The following is a 25281-nucleotide window of genomic DNA, read 5'->3' on the forward strand; positions in this document are numbered from 1 at the left end:
GCAGAAACGCATTTCTGCCTTCTTGCCGGTTCTCACCTGCATTTTCAGCCGCAAAGAGTCCGTTTGTAAAGATTACAGATTAAAAGTCAGAAGGCCGCCTTCCCCACCATCGGGAAAGGCAGCCTTCAGCTTACCAATATCTGAAATTAAGAAATTACCGGCTTATTTGTATTCTGACCAGCTCTTGATGGCAATGTCGTTTACATCCAGCGTACAGAACGCATTGATGAAGGCACTTGCCAGGCGGGCATTGGTAATCAGAGGAATATTCAAGTCGATGGCTGCACGACGGATCTTGTAGCCGTTGGTCAGCTCACCTGCCGTCAGGTTCTTCGGAATGTTCACCACCATGTCTATTTCCTTGTTGTGAAGCATCTCCAGTGCCTGAGGTTTGGCTTCAGGCTCGCTCGGCCAGTGTACCAGTGTATTTTCAATGCCGTTCTCGGTCAGGAAACGCGATGTGCCGCCGGTAGCGAAGAGGTTGTAGCCCTTCTTCTTGAGCATGCGGGCTGCATCGAGCATGTCAACCTTCTGCTTGGCTGTTCCGGTAGACAGAAGGATGTTCTTTGCCGGGATGCGTTGACCGACGGAAAGCATGGCGGTAAGCACTGCGCTGGCTGAATCGTCTCCCAAGCAACCGACTTCACCGGTAGAAGCCATATCGACACCCAGCACCGGGTCGGCTTTCTGCAGACGGTTGAATGAGAACTGCGAAGCCTTGATGCCGACATAGTCAAGGTCGAAGAGGCTCTTCTCCGGCTTCTCGACAGGCAGACCCAACATCACACGGGTAGCCAGTTCGATGAGGTTGATCTTAAGCACCTTGCTGACGAAGGGGAAACTGCGCGAAGCACGAAGGTTACATTCGATCACCTTGATGTCGTTCTCACGGGCCAGGAACTGGATATTGAACGGTCCGGAGATATGCAGTTCCTTGGCAATCTGACGGGAGATGCGCTTGATGCGACGCACAGTCTCCACATAAAGCTTCTGGGGCGGGAACTGGATGGTGGCATCGCCCGAGTGCACACCGGCATATTCAATGTGCTCGCTGATGGCGTAGGCAATGATTTCACCGTCCTTTGCTACCGCATCCATCTCAACCTCCTTGGCGTGCTCGATAAAGGAGCTGACTACCACGGGATGCTTCTTCGATACATTGGCTGCCAACTGGAGGAAGCGCTCCAGCTCTTCCTGGTTGGAGCAGACATTCATGGCTGCACCGGAAAGCACATAGGAAGGACGCACCAATACGGGGAATCCGACCTTGTCAATGAAGGCATTGATATCTTCCATTGAGGTCAGGGCACTCCATTCGGGCTGGTCCACTCCGATGCGGTCAAGCATGGCAGAGAACTTGTCGCGGTCCTCTGCATTATCAATGCTCTTGGCAGAGGTTCCGAGGATATTGACATGTTCGCCGTCAAGACGCATGGCCAGGTTGTTCGGAATCTGTCCGCCCGTAGACACGATGACTCCGTGGGGATTCTCCAGTTCGATGATATCCATCACACGTTCAAAGGTCAGCTCATCGAAATAGAGTCGGTCGCACATATCATAGTCCGTAGACACGGTCTCCGGGTTGTAGTTGATCATCACACTGCGGTAGCCCTCCTTGCGAATCGTGTTGAGCGCCTGTACACCACACCAGTCAAATTCCACGGACGAACCGATGCGGTAAGCTCCCGAACCCAATACAATGATGGAGCGGCGGTCGCCCAGATAGTTCACGTCATTCCCGACACCGCTATAAGTCAGGTAGAGGTAGTTGGTCTGTGCAGGATATTCGGCTGCCAGCGTATCAATCTGCTTCACCACCGGCACAATGCCCAGGCTCTTGCGGTAGGCACGCACCTGGTTGATGGCTTGTTCGATGTCCATATCTTTCTCCAGTCCGATTGCACGTCCGACCTGGAAATCTGAGAAGCCCTGTACCTTCGCTCTACGGAGCAGTGTGGCATCCAGCTTGTCCAGAGACCCGACGGCATGCAGCTCCTTCGATGTGTTCATGATGTTCATGAGCTTCTGCAGGAACCACTTGTCAATCTTCGTCAGGTCATGAATCTGGTCGATGGTGTATCCAGCACGCATTGCCTTGCTGATGACAAATATACGGTTGTCGGTCGGTTCACGCAGTGCCTTGTCGACATCGGGAATCACCAGCTCCTTGTTCTCCACAAAACCGTGCATGCCTTGCCCGATCATGCGGAGTCCCTTCTGGATGGCTTCTTCAAACGTACGACCGATGGCCATGACCTCGCCCACGGATTTCATGGATGAACCCAGCTCGCGGTCTACACCACGGAACTTGCCCAGGTCCCAACGCGGAATCTTGCAGACCACATAGTCCAGTGCCGGCTCGAAGAATGCCGAAGTCGTCTTGGTCACAGAGTTCTTCAGGTCGAACAGACCGTAACCCAATCCCAACTTGGCTGCCACGAAAGCCAACGGATAACCGGTCGCCTTGGATGCCAATGCCGATGAACGGCTCAGACGGGCGTTCACCTCAATCACCCGGTAATCTTCCGACTCGGGATCGAAGGCATACTGCACATTACATTCACCCACAATGCCGATGTGGCGGATGATGCGGATGGCAAGCTCACGCAGTTTATGGTATTCCTTGTTTGTCAGCGTCTGGGAAGGAGCTATCACGATGGACTCGCCGGTGTGGATACCCAGCGGGTCGAAGTTCTCCATGTTGCAGACCGTGATACAGTTGTCGTAACGGTCACGCACCACTTCATACTCGATTTCCTTCCAACCGCGGAGCGATTTCTCCACCAGTACCTGGGGAGAGAAAGAGAAAGCCTTCTCTACCAGCACGTTCAGTTCTTCCTCATTGTCGCAGAAGCCGGAACCCAGACCTCCCAGTGCGTAGGCTGCACGTACGATGACGGGATAACCCAGCTCACGGGCTGCACGGCGTGCGTCCTCGGCATTCTCCACCGCCTCGCTCTTGATGGTCTTCACCTGGATTTCATCCAGCTTCTTCACAAAAAGCTCGCGGTCTTCCGTGTCGATGATAGCCTGTACGGGAGTACCCAGCACGCGCACATTGTATTTCTCCAGAATGCCACCCTTATAAAGCTGCACACCGCAGTTCAAGGCCGTTTGTCCGCCAAAGGAGAGGAGGATACCGTCGGGACGTTCCTTCTGGATGACTTTCTCCACAAAGAACGGAGTGACCGGCAAGAAGTAAATCTGGTCTGCCACACCTTCACTGGTTTGCACCGTCGCAATGTTCGGATTGATCAGCACCGTGTGGATGCCTTCTTCTTTCAAAGCCTTCAGCGCTTGTGAACCGGAGTAGTCAAATTCGCCGGCCTCACCAATCTTGAGCGCACCCGAACCTAAGAGCAATACTTTCTTTATATTTTCTTTCATGATCGTTTTCTAATTAAGGATTAAAGGAGTTTCACAAAATCATCGAAAAGGAACTCGGTGTCGGTCGGTCCACTGGCTGCTTCCGGATGGAACTGTGCCGAGAACCAAGGTTTCGACTTGTGACGGATACCCTCATTGGAGCCATCGTTCATGTTGATGAAGAGCGGTTCCCAGTCAGCCCCCAACGTATTGTTGTCCACTGCATAGCCGTGATTCTGACTGGTGATGAAACACTGGTTGGTCCCGACCTTGCGCACCGGTTGGTTGTGGCTGCGGTGACCATACTTCAGCTTATAGATTTTAGCGCCGCCCGCCTTGGAGAGCAGCTGGTTGCCCATACAGATACCAAAGATAGGCTTGTCGGAAAGGCTCATCGCCTTGCGGATGTTCTGTACAGCCTCATCGCACGTATCCGGGTCACCGGGTCCGTTCGAGATGAAGAGTCCGTCGTACTCCAACGCCGTGAAATCATAGTTCCAGGGCACCCGGATGACTTCCACATCCCGTTTGAGCAGGCAGCGGATAATGTTTGACTTCACACCGCAATCCACCAGCACGACCTTCTTCTTGCCGGCTCCCTCGTTGTAACGCACTACCTCTTTGCATGAAACCTTGTCTACATAGTTGATGCCGCTGTACTGTGCTTCAGGGATGTTGTCGGGTTCATCGTCAAAGACAATCTTACCCATCATCACACCGTGCTCGCGCAGCACTTTGGTCAGCTCACGGGTGTCGATGCCCGTGATGCCGGGAACTCCCTCGCGCTTCAGCCAGTCAGCCAGACTCTCCACAGCGTTCCAATGGCTGTACTCATAGCTGTAATCGCTCACAATGATAGCTTCCGCATGGATTTTCTCACTCTCCATGAAGGTTGGCAATCCATTGGGTTCAAAGGTAAACGGCGGCACACCGTAGTTACCGACCAAGGGATAAGTCAGCGTCATTAACTGCCCTGCATACGAGGGGTCTGTAAGACTTTCCGGATAGCCTGTCATGGCGGTGTTGAAGACTACTTCGCCGGCAACAGGCTTTTCATAACCGAATGATGTTCCGTGGAAGCGGGTTCCATCATCGAGGATTAGTGTTACATTTCTCATTTCAGATAGATATGTTATTATTCTTAATTAGAACTGATATACTTTTTCAATATAATTGATGAAGGCCTGGTTGAGCTGGCGCACACCGCCGGGTGTCGGATAGTCACCGCTGAAGTACCAGTCCCCGGTATGGTCGGGACAGGCTGCATGCAGTCCTTCCAGTGTCTGATAGACAATCTCCACCTTGGCATGAATGCCTTCGCCCTTGGTCAGCATCTCCACCATCTTGTTCGAGATTTCCTCATCGGTGAACGGCTCATAGATTTCCTTGACATAGTTCACCATCTTTTCTTTCGGCAGATGTTCCTGTACCTTCGACTTCTTGTAAGCACGTTCGATGACGTCGCGCATGCCACGGTCTTCCAGCAGTTCCATCGCCGCACGGAAGGCAATGAACTCGCTCATCTTTGCCATGTCGATGCCGTAGTAGTCCGGATAACGCACCTGAGGCGATGACGAGACGATGACAATCTTCTTTGGGTGCAACCGGTCAAGAATCTTTATGATACTCTGTTTCAGGGTTGTTCCGCGCACGATGCTGTCATCGATAATCACCAGATTGTCCTGATAAGGCACTAGACTGCCGTAGGTGATGTCATAGACGTGGGCAGCCAAATCATTGCGGCTGTTGCCTTCGGCTATAAAGGTACGCAATTTTATGTCTTTTATGGCAACTTTCTCGCTCCGAATGCGCATGGAAAGTATGCGATCCAGCTCACTCCGTGTCGGACGGTGCCCCAAAGCCTCGATTTCCTTTATCTTGAGATGGTTCAGATAGGTATCAAAACCGTCGAGCATACCGTAGAAGGCGACCTCCGCCGTGTTGGGGATGTAGGAGAACACGGTGTGTTCCACATCATAGTTGACCGCTTTCAGAATAGGGTCTACGAGACGGCGACCCAGTTCCTTGCGTTCGTTGTAGATGTCCTTGTCGCTGCCCCGGCTAAAATAGATGCGCTCAAACGTACATTGCTTCTCTTCCTTGGGCTGGTTGATCTGCTCCACGCGCATCTCTCCCCGCTTGTTGACCAGCACCGCCTGTCCGGGACGCAGCTCGTGGACTTCCTCTACCGGGACGTTCAGGGCTGTCTGGATTACCGGACGTTCGGAAGCCAGGACAATGATTTCATCGTCCTTGTACCAGAAAGCCGGACGGATTCCCCACGGGTCACGCAGGGCAAACGACTCGCCGCTGCCTGTCAGTCCGCAAATGACATAACCTCCATCCCACTCCTTGCTTGACGTACGGATGACATTCGTCAGGTCGATGTGGTCCTCGATGGCATGCGTCAGGTCGAGTCCGGTCCGTCCTTCCGCCTTGTATTGCTGGTAGAGCCGCTCCACTTCCCGGTCGAGCCGGTGGCCGACCTGCTCAAGCATGATGTAAGTGTCGGAATAGATGCGGGGATGCTGTCCGTCGGCTGTGAGACGGGCAAATATTTCATCGACATTCGTCAGGTTGAAGTTTCCGCAGAGCAACAGGTTCTTTGCCCGCCAGTTGTTCCGGCGAAGGAACGGGTGGACATAAGAAAGACCACTTTTACCGGTAGTCGAATACCTCAAGTGGCCCATATAGGTTTCCCCGGCAAAAGGCAGATAGCGCTGCGCATAGTCGGCATCGTGCAACTGTTCGGGGGTCAAATCCTTGAAATGACTTTGGACGGACGCGAATATCTCCGTAATCGCCCCCGTGCCCAAAGCCCGCTCTCGAAACATATATTCTTCGCCGGGTTCGGCCTTCTGTTTCACGCAAGCCAGACCCGCTCCCTCTTGTCCGCGGTTGTGTTGTTTCTCCATCATCAGATAGAGTTTGTTCAAACCGTACATCCACGTACCATATTTCTCCTGGTAGTAGCTCAACGGTTTGAGCAAACGTATCATGACGACACCACATTCATGTTTCAGCTGTTCCATTTGTATTGTGTTTGAATTATTCTACGGTGACCGATTTAGCCAGGTTACGCGGCTGGTCGACATCCTTCCCCTTGCAGACGGCAATGTGGTAGGCTAGCAGCTGCAAGGGGATGGTGGTAATCAGCGGTTCGAGGCACTCGATGATTTTCGGGATTTCGATGCAGTCGTCTGCGATGGCAGCTATCTCCGTATCGCCCTCCGACACCAATGCAATCACCTTGCCTTTCCGCGCCTTTATCTCCTGGATGTTACTGATGATTTTCTCATACATGGCGTTCTTCGTTGCCACCACGACCACCGGCATCTCCGTGTCAATAAGGGCAATCGGACCATGCTTCATCTCGGCGGCAGGATAACCTTCCGCGTGTATGTAGGATATTTCCTTCAGCTTCAGGGCTCCCTCCAGCGCCACGGGATAGTTGTATCCGCGTCCGAGATAGAGGAAGTTGTGTGCATAGGTGAAGATGCGCGACAGCTCTGCAATCGCCTGGTTCTTCGACAGGACCTGCTTCATCTTGGCAGGCACGAGGTTCAGTTCCTGCACGATTTCAAGGAACTGTGAATCCTGGATGGCTCCTTTCTCCTTCGCCAGTGCCAGTGCCAGCATGGTCAGCACGGTGACCTGTCCGGTAAAGGCCTTCGTCGAAGCCACCCCGATTTCCGGACCGACGTGGATATACGAGCCGGTGTGTGTGGCACGGGCTATGGAAGAACCCACCACATTACATATACCGTATATAAATGCACCCCGCTCCTTCGCCAGCTGGACTGCTGCCAGCGTATCGGCCGTTTCGCCCGACTGGGAGATGGCAATCACCACATCCTCCGACGAGATGACCGGGTTGCGGTAACGGAACTCGGAAGCATATTCCACTTCCACCGGGATGCGGCACAGACTCTCGATCAGCTGCTTGCCAATCAGTCCTGCATGCCAGGAGGTACCGCAAGCCACAATGATGAAGCGGCGGGCGTTCAGCAGACGTTCCTTATGGTCAATGACAGCCGACAAGGCCACGTTGGTCGATTCGACATTGACGCGACCGCGCATGCAGTCGTTGATGCAGTCAGGCTGTTCGAAAATTTCCTTCAGCATGAAATGCGGATAACCACCCTTCTCCAGCTGTCCGAGGTTCATTTCGATGGTCTGCACCTCCGGCTTCATCTTCACATTATCCAGGTCAACCACTTTCAGTTCCTGACCGCGACGCATGACAGCAATCTCGTTGTCCTCCAGATAAACCACCTTGTCCGTGTATTCGACAATCGGTGTGGCGTCGGAACCAAAGAAGAATTCATCCTGCCCGATTCCCACCACCAGCGGACTGCTCTTCCGTGCCACCAGAATGGTGTCAGGCTGACGACGGTCGAGCAACGCAATGGCATACGCTCCAATCACCTCATGCAGGGCCAGCTGCAGGGCGGTCAGCAAATCGAGCTTGTTGGAGAGCTGGACATACTCAATCAGCTGCACCAGCACTTCCGTGTCGGTATTGCTCAGGAAGGTAACACCCTTCTGCTGAAGCCGTTCCTTCAACGTCGCGTAGTTCTCGATAATGCCGTTATGAATCAATGCCAGATTGCCCGATGAAGAATAATGAGGGTGGGCGTTCACTTGGGAGGGTTCGCCGTGTGTTGCCCAACGGGTGTGGGCTATGCCGATGCTGCCTGAGGTATCCTTATCCTCAACAAAGTGCTCTAAATCAGAAACTCTTCCTTTGGTTTTATATACGTTTAATTGGTCTTGACCGTTGATTAATGCCATCCCTGCGCTGTCGTAACCTCTGTACTCCAGCCGTTTCAAACCTTTCACGAGGACAGGGTAAGCATCTCTCTTACCGATATAGCCTACGATTCCACACATAACTTAATTTCATTCATTAATATTTGCGCAAAGATACAATATTCCCCCTATATATCCGGCAAACGTACGAAATTATTTAATAATTAATTCCACTTCCGCAGGTCGGCACTTCCACAAGTTCCAGCCGCCCCTCTTCCTGTCATTCTGTCAAAACGTCAAACGAACCGCTCCACAGTGCCCGTTTTCAGCCCCAAGGACTGGTTTGCTTGCAAAGAAAGCATTCTCAGGCGATTCGTAAAATACATTTTGTCGTTCTTTTGGCGTAAAGCATATCTTCAGGATGGATTAGCCGAAAGATTGAGATTCTTATGCCCTGTCATCCGAAGCAGAACCAGGCAAAGTAATAGTTGGAAAATCATCATCCTGGCACACAAACTGGAGGTGAATGAATGTTAAGCAGAAGGCTCAATTGTTAAAGGAAAGAAGATTCCTTACATTTACTCGTCAAACACTTGTGTTCGGCATGCCAAACAATATTGTTTGACTCGTGAAACAATATTGTTTGGGAGTGTTAACGATCTTGTTTCACGAGTGAAACACATGTGTTCTGCTGCATAAACATTCGTTTTACCCCACCGAATGGAATAACCATGCAACGATTTCCGCATGAATATTCTTAAAAGAACCTACTTTTCCCGATTCCTCCAAAGTATGCGTTAGCTGAAAAGTATATTTTAAACGATTCTGTCAAACAAACAGACTGTTTTGCTTACACCGTGCTTGCAGAGCATGAAACGAAACGTAAGGCATTCCACAAACACCTTCAACCTAAAGAGCTTGCCCCTGATACAGCGCCGGACCGTGATTGGGATTGAAGAGCGACCGGCTGTTTATCCAGAACTTTTGCTGAATTAAGAAAAAGAATGGCAAAAAAAGAGTAATAAGTTATGATTTTTTCATGGAAAAGTAATACAGGTATGCAAAAAAGCAGTACTTTTGCAAAGTCGAGATTACAAAATAAAGGTTATAGTTTATATTATGACAACAACAGACAAGACCTTTCAAGAAATAAATGAAAGTTACACCATCAGCGAAGCAATAGCGGAAGCCAAACGCTGTCTGAACTGCAAGAATCCGTTGTGCAAGAAGGGATGCCCGATTGAACACGACATCCCGGGATTCATCCATCAGCTCTCCATGGGTAATATGGGAGCTGCCATGAGCATCATCAACGAGAGAAGCAACCTTCCTGCTATCTGCGGACGTGTGTGCCCCCATGAAAAACAGTGCCAGGGCCACTGCGTGCTCTATGCCAAAGGTAAAGGCATCCAGGTCGGCAAGCTGGAGCGCTTCATCGCCGACTTTGATACTGAAATGAATCTGATCCGTGAACGCTTGCCTCAAAAGACCCGTGGCAAGGTGGCTGTCATCGGTTCAGGACCTGCCGGACTGACCGTTGCCGGAGACTTGGCACGCCACGGCTTCAACGTGACGATTTTTGACGGACAGGAGGAAGCCGGCGGTGTCCTGATGTACGGCATTCCCGAATACCGTCTGCCGAAAGCCGTCGTACGCAAGGAGATTGAAAAAATCGAGGCACTGGGCGTCTCGTTTGAACTGAATTGCATGGTGGGCAAGGACATCACTGTCGACGAAATGTTTGCCAAAGGATTCGATGCCATCTTCATCGGGACCGGTACCGCCCTCCCCAAGTCGCTGGACATCCCGGGTGCCAGGCTGCGTGGCGTCGTACAGTCGTCCTACCTGCTTCACATGGTGAGCATCTATAACCAGAATACCATCAGCCGCGACCGCGTACCGTTGATTGCCGGAGAGCATGTGGGTGTCATCGGCTGCGGCAACGTTGCCATGGATGCTGCCCGCACGGCAGTCCGCATGGGTGCCGCCAGCGTCAGTGTCATCTACCACCGGACGGAAGCGGACATGCCCGCCATCCAGAGTGAATACCAGGAGGCAGTCAAGGAAGGGGTGAAATTCCTGTGGGAGACCTCTACGCAGGAGTTCATCGGCGACGAGGAAGGCCACGTGAAGGCTATCCGCGCCACGACCCCTCAAGGCGAACAAATTATCCCGTTCGACCGTATCTACCTCGCCATCGGCTCACGCCCTGCCAACCGCATCGTGTCAACCACAACGGGTATCGATGTTGACGAGGCGGGATACATCATCGTCAAAGACCGTCCCTTCGGTATGACCACCCGCAAAGGTGTGTTCGCCGGCGGCGATGTGGTCCACCACCCCCAGACGGTCGTGCTTGCCATGAAAGCTGCCAAACAGGTGGCTGCCGGCATCGAACAATACGTCGACGCCATCAAGTTACTGGAGAGCTGAACAACCAACGTACCTACTTATACATAATATCTATTTTGAGAAAGAGGATGCTTCCCGCTGCGGGGGCATCCTCTTTTCTGTGTGTGGGGGTTTCTATCCCCCATACAAGTGGGTATAGAGAATCTTCAGTCCGATGCCTATCAGCAGGATTCCACCCAGACGTTCCACCGGGAAGTGGAAACGTTTGCCGGCAAAGATGCCGATCATGAATCCGGCAAAGGCAAGGACCAAAGAGACCAGGCCAATAATTGTTACAGGTTGCCAAATGTCGGCCAGGACACGATAGCCGATGCAGGAGAAGGAGATGCCTACTGCCAGGGCATCGATGCTGGTTGCCACCGACAGAGCCAGGGTCACCTTCAGGCTGTTGGGATTGAAATGCTTCTCTTCCTCGGGCTTGAAGCTCTCGTAAATCATCTTTCCACCCAGAAAAGCCAGGAGTGTGAAGGCTATCCAGTGGTCACACTGCTCCACCAGTCCGCTGAAACGGGCTGTCGCCACCCAGCCCAGGAAAGGCATGAAGGCCTGAAACAGCCCGAAAGAAAAAGAGGTCAAGATGATTGTCCGCCAGTAAATACGTTTCAAAATGATGCCGCTGGCTATGGAGACGGTCAGACAGTCCATCGCAAGGCCAACGGCAAGTAACCACAATTCGAAATAGGTCATCGCTTCTTGTTCAACGGTAAATAATAAATGATGTTATAGGAGAAACCGAACAACACATCGTCTTTCACTCCGTAACCGGGAATGTAGTGAGGCTCGGCATTGGGATGCTCGGTCGAGCTTAACAGCCGTTTGTAACGGACGGACCAACCCATGTGCAGATTTTTCCATACCTGGGCACGGATGCCTGCCACCAGTTCCAGCCACTGTGCCGTGCAGGAAAGGCCTTCGTAATGGAACGGCACGCTGCCTCCCCACACAGGGTCCTGTAAGTCGGGTGCACTGATGTCGAAACTGAACGAGGAGAACCCGTAACGCAATCCTCCGTAAATGATGCTGTAGGTGTCCTTCTTGTGCATGAAGTTGTAGTTCATGCCGACGCGGAAATAGGGTGCACTGGTCTTGTAGGCAATCTCCTTGTCCTCGTCCACCATGTCACTGCTGCCGAAGCCTACTTCCACGATAGGCATGTACCGGTTGAGCAGATTGACCTCGGCAGCTACCTCGCCGCTGATATACGTGCCACCGAACAGCTTGTTGCCCACTCCTACCAGGTCGGTCGAGATGCCAATACCTTGTAAGAACGGCTTTTTCTCTTCACCTTCCCTAGAAGCCGCCACAGCCTTGCGCACCTCCTGCTTCGTCTGCGAAGCTCCGGACGTGTCGACTACCGGTTTCTGTGCCCACAGGGAAAGGGGAAACAGTAGACTAATTGTTAGGAAGATATACTTTGATATGTTCATTCGTGTCATAAGTTACATCGGGATTGACAATCGTGATGGAATCGAAGATGCGATGTGCACACCGTACGGCATCGATGTGGTGATACATGCCTGTACCGCACTCCATCGAAATGAAGTGTGGGATGTTCTGGTGAGTGACGTAAATAGTGTCGAACAGCGTTTCGCTGAGATGAACGATGAACGTGTCTTCCGTGTTCGTATAGCTCAAAGGGAGCTGCATCAGCTGCATGTTGCTTTCCTGATTGATAAGCACGGAATCCACTCCCGTCGTCGTGACCGTCACAGGCTCGGTAAAGGCGACTGCCACCCCGTTGCCATTGTAAAGTCCGTAATTCACATAGGCCGTATTGCTGACCGTGCAGTCGGTGTCATTGCACGCTCCGGCAAGAAGGAGCAACAGTCCGAAGGTCAGTCCATGTAGTGCAGATGCTTTCATACCTTTCATCAGATTTCTTTTTCCACCTTATAGTTATTGCGTTCAGGGGCATTGCGTGTCACCAGTTCACCGACAAAGCCCGCCAGGAACAGTTGTGTCCCGATAATCATCGCCGTGATGGCGAAATAGAAATAGGGCGAGTCGGTAACCAGACGATAGGGCTGCCCGCTGTACATGGCATAAAGCTTGTTGAATCCCAGGACGGCACAGGAAATAAAGCCCAACAGGAAAACTATCGACCCGAGAAAGCCGAACATGTGCATCGGCTTCACACCGAACTTTGACAGGAACCATAGCAGGAGCAGGTCCAGATAGCCGTTGAAGAAACGGTTGAGTCCTCCAAACTTGGTCTTGCCGAACTTACGTGCCTGATGGTGCACAACCTTTTCCCCAATTTTGGAGAAGCCTGCATTCTTTGCCAGGTAAGGGATGTAGCGGTGCATCTCGCCATAGACCTCGATGTTCTTCACCACCTCACGCCGATAGGCTTTCAGTCCACAGTTGAAGTCGTGCAGGTTATGTATGCGCGAGACAGCCCGCGCCGTCGCATTGAAAAGCTTTGTCGGAATCGTTTTCGACAAGGGGTCGTAACGTTTCTTCTTGTATCCCGACACCAGGTCGTAACCCTCTTCCGTAATCATGCGGTAGAGCTCAGGAATCTCGTCGGGACTATCCTGCAAATCAGCGTCCATGGTGATGACCACATCGCCTTCCGCCTTACGGAACCCACAGAACAACGCCGGCGACTTTCCATAGTTCCGGCGGAACTTGATACCTTTCACACAAGGCGATTCCGCACGCAGACGCTCGATGACTTCCCAGGAACGGTCGGTACTTCCGTCATTGACAAAAATGACCTCATACGTAAAATGATGAGCTGCCATCACCCGTTCAATCCAGGCGAACAGTTCAGGCAACGATTCCTCCTCATTGTAGAGAGGAACGACAACGGATATATCCATAATCTAGTAGTTCGATTTCGTTTTGACACGGTCCATCCCTTCCTAACGCCCCACGGCTTTCCGACGCATGGTGAGCAAGGCAGTAGGCAGGGACAAGAGGATGCCGTAAAATATGTTTTGTGATAAAAGTTGCATGGCAAGTTGGATGGGAGTCAGTTCATAAAACACATCGAGCGCATGTTTGATTTGCGTCATCTGAGCCTGCATGGCAGATTCGTCTTTGACAAGTTCCAACTGTGCTGCCACACGCGTGTATATGAAACCGTTATCAAGGAACTGGAAATAGAGGTAGTGTCCTACAGCCGTCAGCAGGGATGCGAAGAGATAAATCTGAAAGGCAAATACCAACGCGGAGAAAAAAGGATAATCGCCCTCACATTGGCGACCGAACGAACGGGACATGAGAAACACGATGACCGGTACGGCACATGTCAACAGGAGGAACAGCAAAGCAAGGGGGGAAAAGACCAGTCCGAGGGGAAGCAAGGCAAACTTCAGGATCCAGAAAAGACCCATGTATGTCCCATAAAGCATGGCTGTTTGCTGCAAATTGTTTCGTTGTGATGCCATTTAGTCTTCAATCTATCATGTGTGCGTGCAAAAATAGTACTTTTTCATCAAGCAACAAAAACTTATCCCTGACAAAACCTCGCCCCTCTTCCTCCGTCCGGTCCTCCCATACAAAAGTAAATCCGAGGTCGTTTACAAAGTGTCTGACAATCAAGGCATGTGTAATTTCCTTGTAGAAAATGTTACATAAACACTTGTTGTATTAGAAAAAATATCTACCTTTGCAGCCGGGTAAGTCCTATACGGCCAGCTCCCTTCGAATCCTCCAGGGCTTGATCGCAGCAAAGGTAGTTGGTTGTAGCGGCGCGATATAGTTAGCTTACCCACCTGCCTCTTTAGCTCAGTTGGCCAGAGCACGTGATTTGTAATCTCGGGGTCGTTGGTTCGAATCCGACAAGAGGCTCTCCAAGAGAATGTTCGTTGAAAGAACATTCTCTTTTTTATATCCGTTCCAGCGGCATGACGTCAAGATTACACATCACCCCTTCATGCCATGCTTGGCGGCGAGCAGCAGAATAGCCTCAGTGATGAATGCCGTCTTGTCGGGCACTTGTTCCAAGATAGCCGCCACATGCTCGTCGGCGTTGAAGCCGTAACGCTTGGCAGTCTTCCGTTTGCGGCCCGAACCGGGACGAGAACCGCCCCAATTTGCACGTTTGTCTTGCTCTTTCTCCATGATTTTACTACTTTTGCTCCCAATAACCCGACAAGTGGAAGGACGGTCTTGCGGCCTTTAATGCTTTCGCAACCCTTCTCTTGGATTAGAAGAACCGTACCGTAATGATCAGCGTTCTTACTTTCCAAATCTTGATTACAAGTGTCCAGCTCATAATTTTAAGATTTGTCGGGTTATTTCCCTTCTTTTCTCGGCATCGGGACTTGTCCGTCGTAACCTCTCATTGATTACATTGCAAATGTACTATTTATCTTGAAACTCCATCGGTAAATTCAAGATTAGTTTTCCGATGTATCTTCGTCTTAATACTTTTTCCACTCACTCAGCAACCGGCCACCGAACAGCTGAATCTCGTCGTCCGTGGCGTTCATGCGCTGCTTCATTACCGTCATGAGCTTTGTTTCTGCCTCGACTTGTACGGTGTTGACGTTGATGTACGACTGCGCCACCCCTGTAAGCTGCTGAAGCCCGGATGATAGATTTTGAAATACCGTTGCTACACCATTGAGCTTGAAGAGTTGATCCCTGAATCTCTTTTCTGCCGTTTCGGCAATACCTAGCTCTTGCGAGAGCCGTTTCACGTCGGTCGTCGCCTCGACGATGTGTTCTTTCCCGTCGATGGAAAGCTTGATATTAAATTTTACGTCTTTAGACATTGCTTTTTCGATTTTTATTTCTTATGTTTGCGACAAACCAAAACCTTTAACCCCATGAGAACTATTGAACTCGGTTATTTTCTCGTTTTGATAAGCTTAATACTGCTTTTCTCTATCTTTTTCATTCAGAGCACCGACGCTCTATTTAATTGTGGCCTCGCCTCCTTTATAGTCGGTTCTATAGGATGGCTTCTCGTATCCATAGACCCCCGCGACCTCAAAGAAGACTGGGAGGTCAAAGAGATTGAGGAACGTTGGGCGGAAAAGAAACGTGCCAGGGAGCAACGCCGCCTGCAGAAGCAAAACGGCAAAGCGAAGCACTAAACCCGTTTAGCCAGTTCCTCGAAGCGTCGCTTCTGCTCCTCTCGGCTCATCACTACCCGGTCAGCACCCCGCTTTTCCTTCTTCTCATCCCAGGGCAACGGCCAGAACCGCTGCACCGTGGTCTTGTGCTTCATGTACGGGCCGCTCAGCGTGTATGCCAGTGCCCGCGTCTGTTCCCACGACTCGCGGCTGTCTGCCTCCCGGGTCTTGGCATGCGCCTCACAGACCGCGCTGAACTCGTCGGGGGTCATCCGCTCAAAGTCATCCAACCGCATCCCGACACAGCCCAGCGCGTATCCCAGCAACCCGGCTATGGTCGGGCTTTCTTTTTTTACTCCTGCATCCTTCTCCGTGCCCTCCAGCATCGCGGCAGCCCAGGGCTCAACTTGTGCAAATTTTATACCCTATTCCAGTTTGCTAAGAAGAATATAATCCAAATAAAAAAACAAGTCAAATTATATGTAAGAGACGGACCGGACTACTATATTTGCGGCCATTAGAACTTTTGTCAAATATTAAAATCTAAATAGTAAGTATGCCTATCGGATGTGTACTTTGGATAATCTTAATAGTTGTATTTAGCATCAGCATGTACGGTTGGGGGGAGGTTATCATAATACTGGTAGGTATTATAATTAACACTTTCCTTATATGCCACCATCGGAACAAGATGAGAAAGAAAAGAAGAAACAACATGAACAAGAAATAAGTTCCTACGTGCAGATGCAATTTGATGTATCAGTCCACAAGTCAAGGATAGCCTTGAAGTTTTAGAGCTATTGACAAATTGTCAAATGAAGCCCCTTAGCAGCGACTGTCCTACGGCAAACTCCGGATTGATACATTCCAAAGGCTTTTTCAGACAGTTTGCAACATACGCATTGACAAACATTCAGACTGGATAACGTCACAATGGTATGCTTTCAGCTCTAAGACTCACATACTGCCCCTGACCATCCGGAATTTCACACTTGATGTCACCATCCAACTATTCTGCAAGCTCCTCCTTCCAGAGAAGGAAACTCAAAACAACCCACTCGAACGCCTCATCCGAGAGACTTTTCATCGCAAAACAGCAGGGTTGAAAGCAGGAAACTCCCCAAAATCCCGCAGCAATTTTCCAAATCGGGCGTACGAAAGAAGAATATTCCGGGCACGTTTTGCCCATAACATGGAAATAAAATGTATAGTTTTCTAAAATATCAGGGGAATGTTGAGGTTTCTGTTAAACGAAATTAGCAATTCAATATCGGATTACCAAGAGTTCGAAAAGCGAGAGTCAGCAGAAAAAGTCAGAAGAAGACTTTCTGCAAGCAAAATGAGAATTATCCCCTCCATGTGTCAAACTTCAGAAAAGGACTGCCGGAGACGGAACCAATAAAAAGATACACAAAGGTGTGAAGATACAGAGTGAAATTAACGAATGGACAAAATGGATAAAATACATCTTCTCCCTGCCCCTTCAACGCCTTTGTGTTATGCTTTTAACCCAACGGTCAAATGACCGATTTGGGTTTAATTTTCGTCAGCAGTAATCTTAAGCACCCCACCGGTAGTCGGGTCGAACATGACCTGGGTAGTGGTCTTCTTGTCAAAGAGCTTCTTGCTCAAGATTTCACGATTGCCGAACTGCGCAAAAGGCAGCTCACCTTCATAGTATTTCTCTTTTCCCTGGAACACCGTGACATGAGCTTTTCCAGGGACATTGTAGACCACCCCTTCCAGCTTCTTCTTCGCCTTTTCCTCCGGAGACGCCATGGGAACCGTATTTCTATTTTCCAAAGATACATACACAGGCTCGCCTGCCAGGTTGTTTGCACCCACAACCCCCAGACGCTTTGAAAAACGGAACAGCACCTCCTTGTCTATATTCCCGGTCGGGAGAAGCGTCAGGTTAAACTTCTTCGTCTCCGTCACGGTCGTTCCTTCAAAGAGCTGCAGCAGGGCAGTTTCCTGACGATTCAGGTTGGCAAGCATGATTTTCAAGGATTCTCCATCCGTAGGCATGTAGTCAGCCTGTCCCCGCGTCAAGCTGTTCTTGCTTTCGCGTATGTTATAGATTTCCTTGGCAGTCAGCTCCGCCATCTTGGCGGTAGAACCAGCCATGAGTATCTCCTCGGTCATGTAATCACGCGGATTCACCGGAGCTTGCGGAGTCTCCGAAGCAGGCTCTTCACCCGAGCCCTCAGCCAACGTATTGTGCGTGTTTATCGCTTTCAGAATGCCGTCAGGCGTCAGCTCCACCAACGGGGCAACGGTCTTGTCTTTCAACTCGATGGTATAAGCCTGGTCCTTATCGGGAGTCCCCACCGGGACTACCTTGACTTCCTTTATTTTCCATTGCTCATACGCCTGTGCGGAAACGCCTGTCAGACGCAGGTATTTCTCAGCATAGCGACAAAAGTCGCCGGAGGTAAACACTGTCTTCTCCGCCACCACCGTAATGCTGAGGGTGGTCTGGGGCAAGAAGTAGGTCACTCCTTCCTCATTTTGTCCCGGAGCATAGCCACTGACACGCGTCTGCGCACTTGCCGACAGAGACAAAAGCAATGCAAAAGCAAATAATCCTGTTTTCATATCATTATGGCTTAGAATGGTTTTTAAAGAATCGTTTCATCGTTCAAGCTGCTTCCATGCTTCCGGCAGATGGTCGACCAGACTTCCGGCAGTCATGGCAATCTGACTTTCTGCCTCGGCAGCCAGGTCTCCGGCAAGACCGTGTACGTATACACCCAACCGGCAAGCATCAAACGAATCATATCCCTGCGCCAGCAAGGCAAGCAAAATGCCCGTCAACACATCGCCGCTTCCTCCGGTAGCCATACCGGGATTGCCCGTCGGATTGAAAACGACCTCTCCTTCGGGAGTGACGATTGCCGTCCAGGCTCCTTTCACCACGATATACACCTGATGGGCTGCAGCCAGCTCCTTCGCCTTCGTCAATCGTTCATACGTATCACTGCACGTACCGACCAGCCGTTCCAGCTCTTTCGGATGCGGGGTGAGGATACTGCCTTTCGGCACTTGTGACATCCAGGAATGGTTGAGCGAAAGGATGTTGAGTGCATCGGCATCAAGCACCATCGGTGTGGAGGTTATCTGAAGCTGCTCAATCAGAGCCTCAGCTGTCTCCATAGCCTTTCCGAGTCCCGGACCTACCCCGACCGCCTCGTAAGAATCTGCTTCCGTAGCCGTCGTGAAGCACTCGTCGCTATAATCGTGATCGATCATGGCTTCAGGCACACTCGTCTGCACAATGTCATTGTTACGCAAGGGAACATGGACCGTCAACAGCCCCACCCCACTGCGCAGGCAGGCACGGGCAGCCAGAATGGAAGCTCCTGCCATACCGAACTTCCCGGCAATAAGCAGCGCATGACCGTAATCCCCTTTGTGGGAGAACCGTCCGCGTGGACGCAAGAGGGAAGCCACTTCATCCTTTTCAAGGATATGGAAAGGGGTCTGTGCCTCTTTCAGGAAACCGGGCAACAAACCAATGTCAAGCACCTCCACATCTCCCAACAGTTCCTCATTCTCCGAGAAGAGGAAGGAAAGCTTGATCTGTCCGATAGTCAGCGTCAGATCCGCACGGATAATGAACGTACGCTGGTTGTATGTATTATCCTCGCACATCAGTCCTGAAGGGATATCAATGGAGACCACCTTGGCAGGTGACTGATTGATGTAATTCACCACGGCGGCAAAACCTCCGCTCAGCGGCTTGTTGAGTCCCGAACCAAACAATCCGTCAATCACGATGTCCCCCTCGGAAAGCCGGGGAGGGTCAAAGTTCTTGGTAACCTCTTCAAACTTCACGTTGTCGCACATCTGCAACAGGTCACGGTTGGTGGTGCAGTCGTCCGACAGATGTCCGGTGGTATTGAACAAGTAAGCCTCTACGGCATATCCCTTTTCCGAGAGCATGCGTGCCACGGCAAGCGCATCACCTCCGTTGTTCCCCGGTCCGGCAAACACTTTTACCGGTGTGATGTTGTACCACCGGCGGGCGATGGCAGCTGTAATGGCTTGTGCTGCACGTTCCATAAGGTCAATGGATGCAATGGGCTCCTGTTCGATGGTATATTGATCCCATTCCTTGATTTGAGAATTAGTCAGTATTTTCACTTTTATAGGGTCTTTAGTCTGTTTGGGGTGTAAAATTACTATTTTAGCCTTATACCGTCTTCCTTTTTCAGTACAAAATTAGAAACTGTTTCGAATTTACTTCCGCAAATCCAAAGCGCAGGTGACAAGCGGCAAGGCATCTATCCGTTTTCTTCGAATGTGAAGGCATCTCCATCCTCCAGGACCGGAAATTTCCGCCGGAATGCCTCCAGCCGCTCCCGGTCAAGCACCGCCGTAGCAAATCCTTCCTGTCCGTCTACACAGGATGCGATGACTTTGCCATACGGATCAATCACCCGGCTATGTCCGTCATAGGCGGCAACGGGGTCGCGTCCCACCCGATTGGATGCCAGCACATAACATTGGTTTTCCAAGGCACGTGCATCCAGCAACGCATCCCAGACCCGGATTCGCGGCACCGGCCAGTTTGCCACATAGAGGGCTACCTCATAATCACCGCGGTTTCGTGCAAAGACAGGGAAACGCAAGTCATAACATACCTGAAGCAGGAAACGCCATCCGCGGAACTCCACGACAACCCGTTTCTGTCCCGGGGCATAAACCTTATCCTCTCCACCATACGTAAACAAATGGCGTTTGTCATAAGCCTCCACGGAGTGAGGCGTCACGAAGAAGAACCGGTTGTAGAACCTGCCGTCCGCTTCCACCGGCAGACTGCCTGCCAAGGCTGCATCCAGCCGGACAGCCCACCGGCGCATCCATTCCAAGGTATCCTCCGCCGTAGCGGCCACTCCCGGAAGACCGGGCTGCATGCAGAACCCGGTAGCAAACATCTCAGGGAGCAGATAGATATCGCTTGACGGAGCGTCTCTCAAAAGCAATTCCAAGTGTTCTCGATTGGCCGCAGCATGACACCAGGTGATATCGGTCTGCAACACCGTTGCCCGCAGCTGGTTCCGGGGCTCGTCTGTCCTGATGCCATCATGCCTTTCAAATTCCATCGTACTCATATCAATCAATCCATATTCAGTGACTAAGGGAATATCTCAACTACGCCCGCGCAACACATCGAGCATCTGCCGCGCTGCCTTCTCCGAAGCGCCCGGAGCACCTAAAAGATTGATAATACGGTCGTATTCATCCAACATCTTCCGGCGTTCGTCTCCATCGAGCAAACGCCTCAGTTCACGCTGCATGTTCTCCACAGTCATGGTATCCGCCACCAGCTCGCGTACCACCTCCCTGCCGGCAATCAGATTGACCAGCGAAATGTATTTCACCTTCAAGACATGCCGCCGCAAGAAAGAGATGACCTTGCCGATGGGCGTATGGTAACACACCACCTGAGGCACACGGAACAAAGCGGTCTCCAGCGTCGCTGTCCCCGAAGTAACCAGTGCCACATGGGCATTGGCAAGGAGCGGATAGGTCTGCCCGTAAACGACCTTTACCGGTGTTCCCTGAATGAACTCACCGTAATAGAAGGGGTCAATACCGGGCGCACCTGCCAGTACCATCTGATACTCCGGGAAAGCCGAAGCCGCACGTATCATGTCGGGCAGGTTGTCCTTGATTTCCTGCTTGCGGCTGCCTGCCAGCAGGGCGATAATGGGACGCGAAGGGTCAAGTCCGTTGGCATGCAGAAACTCTGCCCGTGTCTCCGAAGCGGTTTCCCGGAATTTAGCCACAGCATCCACACACGGATTGCCCACATAGTGAATGGGATAGTCATACTTCCGATAAAAATCCACTTCAAAAGGAAGAATGGAAAAGAGCTCGTCCACATCCCGCTTGATATTCTTGATGCGATACGTCTTCCACGCCCAGATTTTAGGGGAGATATAATAGAACACGGGAATCCGAGTCTTCGCCCTGACAAACTTGGCAATGCCCAGATTAAAGCCGGGATAGTCCACCAGAATCACCACGTCGGGATGCCACTGTACGATATCCTCTTTACACAGACGCATATTGGCAAAAATGGCAGGCAAATGGAGTAGTACCGGGATAAAGCCCATGTATGCCAATTCACGGTAATGCTTCACCCTCTTGCCTCCCACGGCCGTCATCAGATCTCCTCCGAAAAAACGGAAGTCCGCCTCCGGGTCTTCCTGGCGTATGGCTGCCATCAGGTTGGATGCATGCAGGTCACCCGATGCCTCGCCGACAATCAAATAATACTTCATAAGCTAGATATCCAGATTCCAGTCTTTCATTTGTTCCATCATCTCGTAGGCCGTCACGTCAATCTTGACGGGGGTAATGGCGACGTAACCGTTGTTCAACGCCCAGGCATCAGAGTCCTCGCCTTCGTCGTCACTCTGAAAGGAACCGGTCAACCAGTAATAATGTGTTTTATAAGGATGCGGACAATCCGCCCACTCATTGTGCCATCCTCCCCGCGTCTGCCGGCAGACCTTCACGCCCCGGAAGGAAGGGGCCGATGGGAAATTGACATTCAGACAGACTCCACCGGGCAAACCATGCCGCAGGACTTCCTTTGTGATGCCTTGGACATAGGCTGTCAGGGGAGCAAAATCAGCATCAGGGTCATGATCGCACAGTGAGAAGCCGAAGGAAGGGACTCCCTTCATACATCCCTCGAGCACTACTCCCATCGTACCGGAATAGTGGACATTGACAGCCGAATTATCGCCATGATTAATTCCACCGATAACCACATCCGGACGCCTCGGCAACGCATCGTGCATGGCGAGCTTGACACAGTCGACCGGAGTACCCGAGCAGGCATAAACTGTCAATCCTTCTTCCCGATGATAAAGCGCATAATGCACCGGAGACTTCGAGGTCAACGAACAGGCAGCCCCGGAACGCGGAGAGTCCGGTGCCATGACAACCACCTCTCCCAGCGGACGGAGCATACGTATTAATTCATTGATTCCTTTGGCCGTAACGCCATCATCGTTTGAGACCAATATCAGTGGAGATTCATTCTTCATACCTTATATATTATGTTTGCGGGCAAAAGTACGAAAAATAGCCAGCCCGCGAACAGCTTATAGGAATATTTCTTAATCTGCGTGAAAGGCTCTGTCAAAAAATAGACATCTTTACATAGAATTGTCTATATTTGCAACTTCAAGGAGTGTAAGCTTCTTGAACTAGTAAAATGATACAAATGGGAAAGATTATTGCTTTAGCCAACCAGAAAGGTGGCGTTGGTAAGACTACAACTACGATTAATCTGGCTGCATCATTGGCCACACTTGAGAAAAGCGTGCTGGTGATTGATGCCGACCCCCAGGCAAATGCCTCATCGGGACTGGGGGTGGATTTAAAGGAAGTTGACTGTTCTATCTACGAATGCCTGGTGAACCAACAGGATATTCGTGAAGCCATTTACACGACTGACATCGAAGGGTTGGACATCGTACCTTCACATATCGACCTCGTAGGTGCCGAGATTGAAATGATTCAGCTGGACGACCGTGAGAAAGTAATGAAAAAGCTGTTGGCTCCGATGAAAGAGATGTATGACTATATCCTCATCGACTGCTCACCGTCACTGGGACTTATCACCATCAATGCCTTAACGGCAGCTGACTCGGTAATCATTCCGGTACAGTGTGAGTATTTTGCACTCGAAGGAATCAGCAAGTTGCTCAACACCATCAAAATCATCAAGTCGAAACTGAACCCGGCACTGGACATTGAAGGGTTCCTGCTCACGATGTACGACTCGCGCCTGCGTTCAGCGAACCAAGTGTATGAAGAGGTGAAGAACCACTTTCAGGAACTGGTATTCAAGACCGTCATCCAACGCAACGTCACGTTGAGCGAAGCGCCCAGCCATGGCATCCCGGTCATTCTTTATGATGCCGACTCGAAAGGCTCGAAGAACTACCTGGCATTGGCACAAGAAATAATCAAACGAAACAGTAAGTAGAAAATTCATGGCAGTACATAAGAAATTTGCTTTAGGACGCGGACTGGATGCACTCATCTCTACGGAGGAAGTGCGTACCAGCGGCTCTTCTTCCATCAACGAAGTGGAGCTGTCGAAGATTTCAGTAAATCCCAACCAACCCCGACGAGACTTTGACCCCGAAGCTCTGCAGGAACTGGCAGACTCCATTGCTGAAATCGGCATCATACAGCCTATCACCTTGCGTAAAATCAGTGACGATTCCTACCAGATCATTGCCGGTGAACGACGCTTCCGGGCTTCCCAAATGGCAGGCCTGACAACCATCCCTGCCTACATACGCACTGCCGATGACGAAAATGTGATGGAGATGGCACTCATCGAGAACATCCAGCGCGAAGACCTGAACTCTCTGGAGATTGCCCTCGCCTACCAGCATTTGCTGGAACAGTACGAAATGACGCAGGAGCGCTTGAGCCAGCGGGTGGGAAAAAAACGCACGACCATCTCGAACTATCTCCGTCTGCTGAAACTCCCGGCACCGATTCAGGTCGCCCTGCAAAAGAAAGAGATTGACATGGGACATGCCCGTGCACTCCTGACATTGGAAGATCCCAAGACTCAAATCAAGATTTTCGAAGAAATCCTCAAGCACCACTACTCCGTCCGCAAAGTCGAAGAAATGGTCAAAGCACTCAGCGAAGGGGAGAGCATCAAGAGCGGTGAAAAGAAAATCACCCCCCGTGGCGCCAAACTTTCGGAAGAATATGATGCCCTGCGCTCCCACCTGTCCGACTTCTTCCATACCAAGGTACAGATGTCGTGCAGCCAATCGGGAAAAGGTAAAATCAGCATTCCTTTCAACAATGAGGAGGAACTGGAACGCATCATGGAGATATTCGATAAACTCAAACCGCAAGAATAATCATCAGCCTTGAAACGTATGATTCATACCTATCGTCAATGGATAACCCTGTTGCTGACTCTGTTGCTGGTATGCGGCGGACGTACGGCTGCCTGTGCACAGGTGGCTGTCGCTGACTCGCTCGTGACAGACTCCCTGGTCAACGACAGCCTGACGATGCTGCAAGACCGGCAACTGGAAATCCTGGAAGCTCCCATAGACACTGCCAGGCTTTATGCCGGAAGCGATTCCATCCATCAGACCACTACTCCCGAACCGGTAAAGAAGCGGTGGATGCCCGACCCCAAACGGGCTACCTGGCTGGCTCTGCTCATCCCGGGAGGAGGACAGATTTATAATCGCAAGTATTGGAAACTACCGATTGTCTATGGCGGATTTGTGGGATGTGCCTACGCCCTGACGTGGAACAACCAGATGTATTCAGACTATTCACAGGCCTATCTGGACCTGATGGATGATGACCCGAACACCGACAGCTACAAGGACTTTCTTCCACCCAACTACAAGATTGAAGGCAATGAATCGCAATTCGAGAATATCTTCAAACGGAAGAAGGATTACTACCGCCGCTACCGCGACCTGAGCATTTTCTGTTTCATTGCCGTCTACGCCCTATCGGTGATTGACGCCTACGTGGACGCCGAGCTGTCGAACTTTGACATTTCGAAAGACATCAGCCTGAAAGTGGAACCGACTATCATAAACAACAATAACAACCTTTTCAGTAAGAACTACAGCCGACAGTTGAGCATCGACAAGAACTCTTCAGTGGGCCTGCAATGCCGATTAAGATTTTAACTTGC

The 25281-nt window shown here is 51.0% G+C and carries 22 protein-coding genes and 1 tRNA gene; 6 read left to right on the top strand and 17 right to left on the bottom strand.

The annotated features are described in order from the left end of the window. Positions 1–162: 162 nt before the first annotated feature. From carB to glmS, 4 genes are read right to left on the bottom strand one after another with little or no spacing between them, the layout of a single operon-like run. A complete protein-coding gene (carB, locus tag M3087_RS00805; protein ID WP_022383415.1) occupies positions 163–3387 on the bottom strand; it encodes a carbamoyl-phosphate synthase (glutamine-hydrolyzing) large subunit in 3225 nt (1074 codons plus the stop codon). A 20-nt stretch (positions 3388–3407) separates the two neighbouring features. Then, the gene (gene carA, locus M3087_RS00810; protein ID WP_022383414.1) at positions 3408–4484 is read right to left on the bottom strand and encodes a glutamine-hydrolyzing carbamoyl-phosphate synthase small subunit; all 1077 of its coding nucleotides are present in this window, start codon (positions 4482–4484) and stop codon (positions 3408–3410) included. Between the two features lie 27 nt (positions 4485–4511). Beyond that, positions 4512–6398: a hypothetical protein gene (locus tag M3087_RS00815; RefSeq protein WP_022383413.1), complete on the bottom strand. Its 1887-nt coding sequence runs from the start codon at positions 6396–6398 to the stop codon at positions 4512–4514. Positions 6399–6414: 16 nt separating this feature from the next. Next, positions 6415–8259: a glutamine--fructose-6-phosphate transaminase (isomerizing) gene (gene glmS, locus M3087_RS00820; protein ID WP_022383412.1), complete on the bottom strand. Its 1845-nt coding sequence runs from the start codon at positions 8257–8259 to the stop codon at positions 6415–6417. A 978-nt stretch (positions 8260–9237) separates the two neighbouring features. Here glmS and M3087_RS00825 point away from each other — a divergent pair. Continuing rightward, positions 9238–10551 (top strand): NAD(P)-dependent oxidoreductase, encoded by a 1314-nt coding sequence (locus M3087_RS00825; RefSeq protein WP_249093043.1) that lies wholly within the window; start codon positions 9238–9240, stop codon positions 10549–10551. Positions 10552–10644: 93 nt separating this feature from the next. On the opposite strand, the gene M3087_RS00830 is transcribed toward M3087_RS00825, so the two are convergent. Genes M3087_RS00830 through M3087_RS00850 form a run of 5 tightly spaced genes read right to left on the bottom strand, consistent with a single transcriptional unit; the run spans position 10645 to position 13889 of the window. Next, the gene (locus M3087_RS00830) at positions 10645–11217 is read right to left on the bottom strand and encodes a manganese efflux pump MntP family protein (protein ID WP_022383410.1); all 573 of its coding nucleotides are present in this window, start codon (positions 11215–11217) and stop codon (positions 10645–10647) included. Then, on the bottom strand, positions 11214–11957 hold the full coding sequence (locus M3087_RS00835) for a DUF6048 family protein (protein ID WP_249093045.1): 744 nt from the start codon (positions 11955–11957) through the stop codon (positions 11214–11216). The genes M3087_RS00830 and M3087_RS00835 overlap by 4 nt, the downstream gene beginning before the upstream one ends. After that, entirely contained in the window at positions 11923–12393 is a 471-nt protein-coding gene (locus M3087_RS00840) for a DUF6452 family protein (RefSeq protein WP_249093048.1), read from the bottom strand. Before M3087_RS00840 ends, M3087_RS00835 begins: the two co-directional genes overlap by 35 nt. Positions 12394–12401: 8 nt before the next feature. After that, positions 12402–13355, bottom strand: coding sequence for a glycosyltransferase family 2 protein (locus M3087_RS00845; protein WP_249093049.1), 954 nt, complete (start codon positions 13353–13355; stop codon positions 12402–12404). Positions 13356–13397: 42 nt separating this feature from the next. Further along, entirely contained in the window at positions 13398–13889 is a 492-nt protein-coding gene (locus M3087_RS00850) for a DUF4199 domain-containing protein (RefSeq protein ID WP_249093051.1), read from the bottom strand. Between the two features lie 365 nt (positions 13890–14254). Here M3087_RS00850 and M3087_RS00855 point away from each other — a divergent pair. Further along, positions 14255–14328, top strand: a tRNA-Thr gene (locus M3087_RS00855). A 75-nt stretch (positions 14329–14403) separates the two neighbouring features. On the opposite strand, the gene M3087_RS00860 is transcribed toward M3087_RS00855, so the two are convergent. Next, positions 14404–14601: a hypothetical protein gene (locus tag M3087_RS00860; protein ID WP_249093053.1), complete on the bottom strand. Its 198-nt coding sequence runs from the start codon at positions 14599–14601 to the stop codon at positions 14404–14406. 302 nt (positions 14602–14903) lie between these two features. Continuing rightward, positions 14904–15257, bottom strand: coding sequence for a hypothetical protein (locus tag M3087_RS00865; protein ID WP_249093055.1), 354 nt, complete (start codon positions 15255–15257; stop codon positions 14904–14906). A 54-nt stretch (positions 15258–15311) separates the two neighbouring features. Here M3087_RS00865 and M3087_RS00870 point away from each other — a divergent pair, with 54 nt between their 5' ends. Next, positions 15312–15581 carry a hypothetical protein gene (locus M3087_RS00870; RefSeq protein WP_249093057.1) on the top strand — a complete coding sequence of 90 codons (270 nt, stop codon included), beginning with the start codon at positions 15312–15314 and terminating at the stop codon, positions 15579–15581. On the opposite strand, the gene M3087_RS00875 is transcribed toward M3087_RS00870, so the two are convergent. The 6 genes from M3087_RS00875 to surE all read right to left on the bottom strand — a co-directional run bounded on the left by M3087_RS00875 (position 15578) and on the right by surE (position 22627). Further along, entirely contained in the window at positions 15578–15946 is a 369-nt protein-coding gene (locus tag M3087_RS00875) for a hypothetical protein (RefSeq protein ID WP_249093058.1), read from the bottom strand. The genes M3087_RS00870 and M3087_RS00875 overlap by 4 nt on opposite strands. Positions 15947–17096: 1150 nt before the next feature. Continuing rightward, positions 17097–18158, bottom strand: a complete 1062-nt coding sequence (locus M3087_RS00880; protein WP_249093059.1) for a DUF4831 family protein — start codon at positions 18156–18158, stop codon at positions 17097–17099. A 36-nt stretch (positions 18159–18194) separates the two neighbouring features. Then, a complete protein-coding gene (locus M3087_RS00885; RefSeq protein WP_249093061.1) occupies positions 18195–19706 on the bottom strand; it encodes an NAD(P)H-hydrate dehydratase in 1512 nt (503 codons plus the stop codon). 140 nt (positions 19707–19846) lie between these two features. After that, complete coding sequence (locus M3087_RS00890; protein WP_249093237.1) at positions 19847–20617, bottom strand: amidohydrolase; 771 nt, start codon at positions 20615–20617, stop codon at positions 19847–19849. A gap of 96 nt (positions 20618–20713) precedes the next feature. Beyond that, positions 20714–21853, bottom strand: a complete 1140-nt coding sequence (gene lpxB / locus M3087_RS00895) for a lipid-A-disaccharide synthase (protein WP_249093063.1) — start codon at positions 21851–21853, stop codon at positions 20714–20716. Between the two features lie 3 nt (positions 21854–21856). Then, positions 21857–22627 (bottom strand): 5'/3'-nucleotidase SurE, encoded by a 771-nt coding sequence (surE, locus tag M3087_RS00900; protein WP_249093065.1) that lies wholly within the window; start codon positions 22625–22627, stop codon positions 21857–21859. 179 nt (positions 22628–22806) lie between these two features. Here surE and M3087_RS00905 point away from each other — a divergent pair, with 179 nt between their 5' ends. The 3 genes from M3087_RS00905 to M3087_RS00915 are packed head-to-tail and all read left to right on the top strand — an operon-like array spanning position 22807 to position 25276. After that, complete coding sequence (locus M3087_RS00905) at positions 22807–23574, top strand: ParA family protein (RefSeq protein ID WP_106485211.1); 768 nt, start codon at positions 22807–22809, stop codon at positions 23572–23574. A gap of 7 nt (positions 23575–23581) precedes the next feature. Beyond that, the gene (locus tag M3087_RS00910; protein ID WP_022383824.1) at positions 23582–24478 is read left to right on the top strand and encodes a ParB/RepB/Spo0J family partition protein; all 897 of its coding nucleotides are present in this window, start codon (positions 23582–23584) and stop codon (positions 24476–24478) included. Between the two features lie 9 nt (positions 24479–24487). Further along, complete coding sequence (locus M3087_RS00915) at positions 24488–25276, top strand: DUF5683 domain-containing protein (RefSeq protein ID WP_234395763.1); 789 nt, start codon at positions 24488–24490, stop codon at positions 25274–25276. Positions 25277–25281: the final 5 nt, after the last annotated feature.

This window comes from Mediterranea sp. ET5, from assembly GCF_023337025.1.
GTDB lineage: Bacteria > Bacteroidota > Bacteroidia > Bacteroidales > Bacteroidaceae > Phocaeicola_A.

What these genes read in the sequence shown, in the direction of transcription:
- carB (WP_022383415.1), bottom strand. Translation starts at nt 3,387, where the DNA reads ATGAAAGAAAATATAAAGAAAGTATTGCTCTTAGGTTCGGGTGCGCTC.
- carA (WP_022383414.1), bottom strand. Translation starts at nt 4,484, where the DNA reads ATGAGAAATGTAACACTAATCCTCGATGATGGAACCCGCTTCCACGGA.
- M3087_RS00815 (WP_022383413.1), bottom strand. Translation starts at nt 6,398, where the DNA reads ATGGAACAGCTGAAACATGAATGTGGTGTCGTCATGATACGTTTGCTC.
- glmS (WP_022383412.1), bottom strand. Translation starts at nt 8,259, where the DNA reads ATGTGTGGAATCGTAGGCTATATCGGTAAGAGAGATGCTTACCCTGTC.
- M3087_RS00825 (WP_249093043.1), top strand. Translation starts at nt 9,238, where the DNA reads ATGACAACAACAGACAAGACCTTTCAAGAAATAAATGAAAGTTACACC.
- M3087_RS00830 (WP_022383410.1), bottom strand. Translation starts at nt 11,217, where the DNA reads ATGACCTATTTCGAATTGTGGTTACTTGCCGTTGGCCTTGCGATGGAC.
- M3087_RS00835 (WP_249093045.1), bottom strand. Translation starts at nt 11,957, where the DNA reads ATGAACATATCAAAGTATATCTTCCTAACAATTAGTCTACTGTTTCCC.
- M3087_RS00840 (WP_249093048.1), bottom strand. Translation starts at nt 12,393, where the DNA reads ATGAAAGCATCTGCACTACATGGACTGACCTTCGGACTGTTGCTCCTT.
- M3087_RS00845 (WP_249093049.1), bottom strand. Translation starts at nt 13,355, where the DNA reads ATGGATATATCCGTTGTCGTTCCTCTCTACAATGAGGAGGAATCGTTG.
- M3087_RS00850 (WP_249093051.1), bottom strand. Translation starts at nt 13,889, where the DNA reads ATGCTTTATGGGACATACATGGGTCTTTTCTGGATCCTGAAGTTTGCC.
- M3087_RS00860 (WP_249093053.1), bottom strand. Translation starts at nt 14,601, where the DNA reads ATGGAGAAAGAGCAAGACAAACGTGCAAATTGGGGCGGTTCTCGTCCC.
- M3087_RS00865 (WP_249093055.1), bottom strand. Translation starts at nt 15,257, where the DNA reads ATGTCTAAAGACGTAAAATTTAATATCAAGCTTTCCATCGACGGGAAA.
- M3087_RS00870 (WP_249093057.1), top strand. Translation starts at nt 15,312, where the DNA reads ATGAGAACTATTGAACTCGGTTATTTTCTCGTTTTGATAAGCTTAATA.
- M3087_RS00875 (WP_249093058.1), bottom strand. Translation starts at nt 15,946, where the DNA reads ATGCTGGAGGGCACGGAGAAGGATGCAGGAGTAAAAAAAGAAAGCCCG.
- M3087_RS00880 (WP_249093059.1), bottom strand. Translation starts at nt 18,158, where the DNA reads ATGAAAACAGGATTATTTGCTTTTGCATTGCTTTTGTCTCTGTCGGCA.
- lpxB (WP_249093063.1), bottom strand. Translation starts at nt 21,853, where the DNA reads ATGAAGTATTATTTGATTGTCGGCGAGGCATCGGGTGACCTGCATGCA.
- surE (WP_249093065.1), bottom strand. Translation starts at nt 22,627, where the DNA reads ATGAAGAATGAATCTCCACTGATATTGGTCTCAAACGATGATGGCGTT.
- M3087_RS00905 (WP_106485211.1), top strand. Translation starts at nt 22,807, where the DNA reads ATGGGAAAGATTATTGCTTTAGCCAACCAGAAAGGTGGCGTTGGTAAG.
- M3087_RS00910 (WP_022383824.1), top strand. Translation starts at nt 23,582, where the DNA reads ATGGCAGTACATAAGAAATTTGCTTTAGGACGCGGACTGGATGCACTC.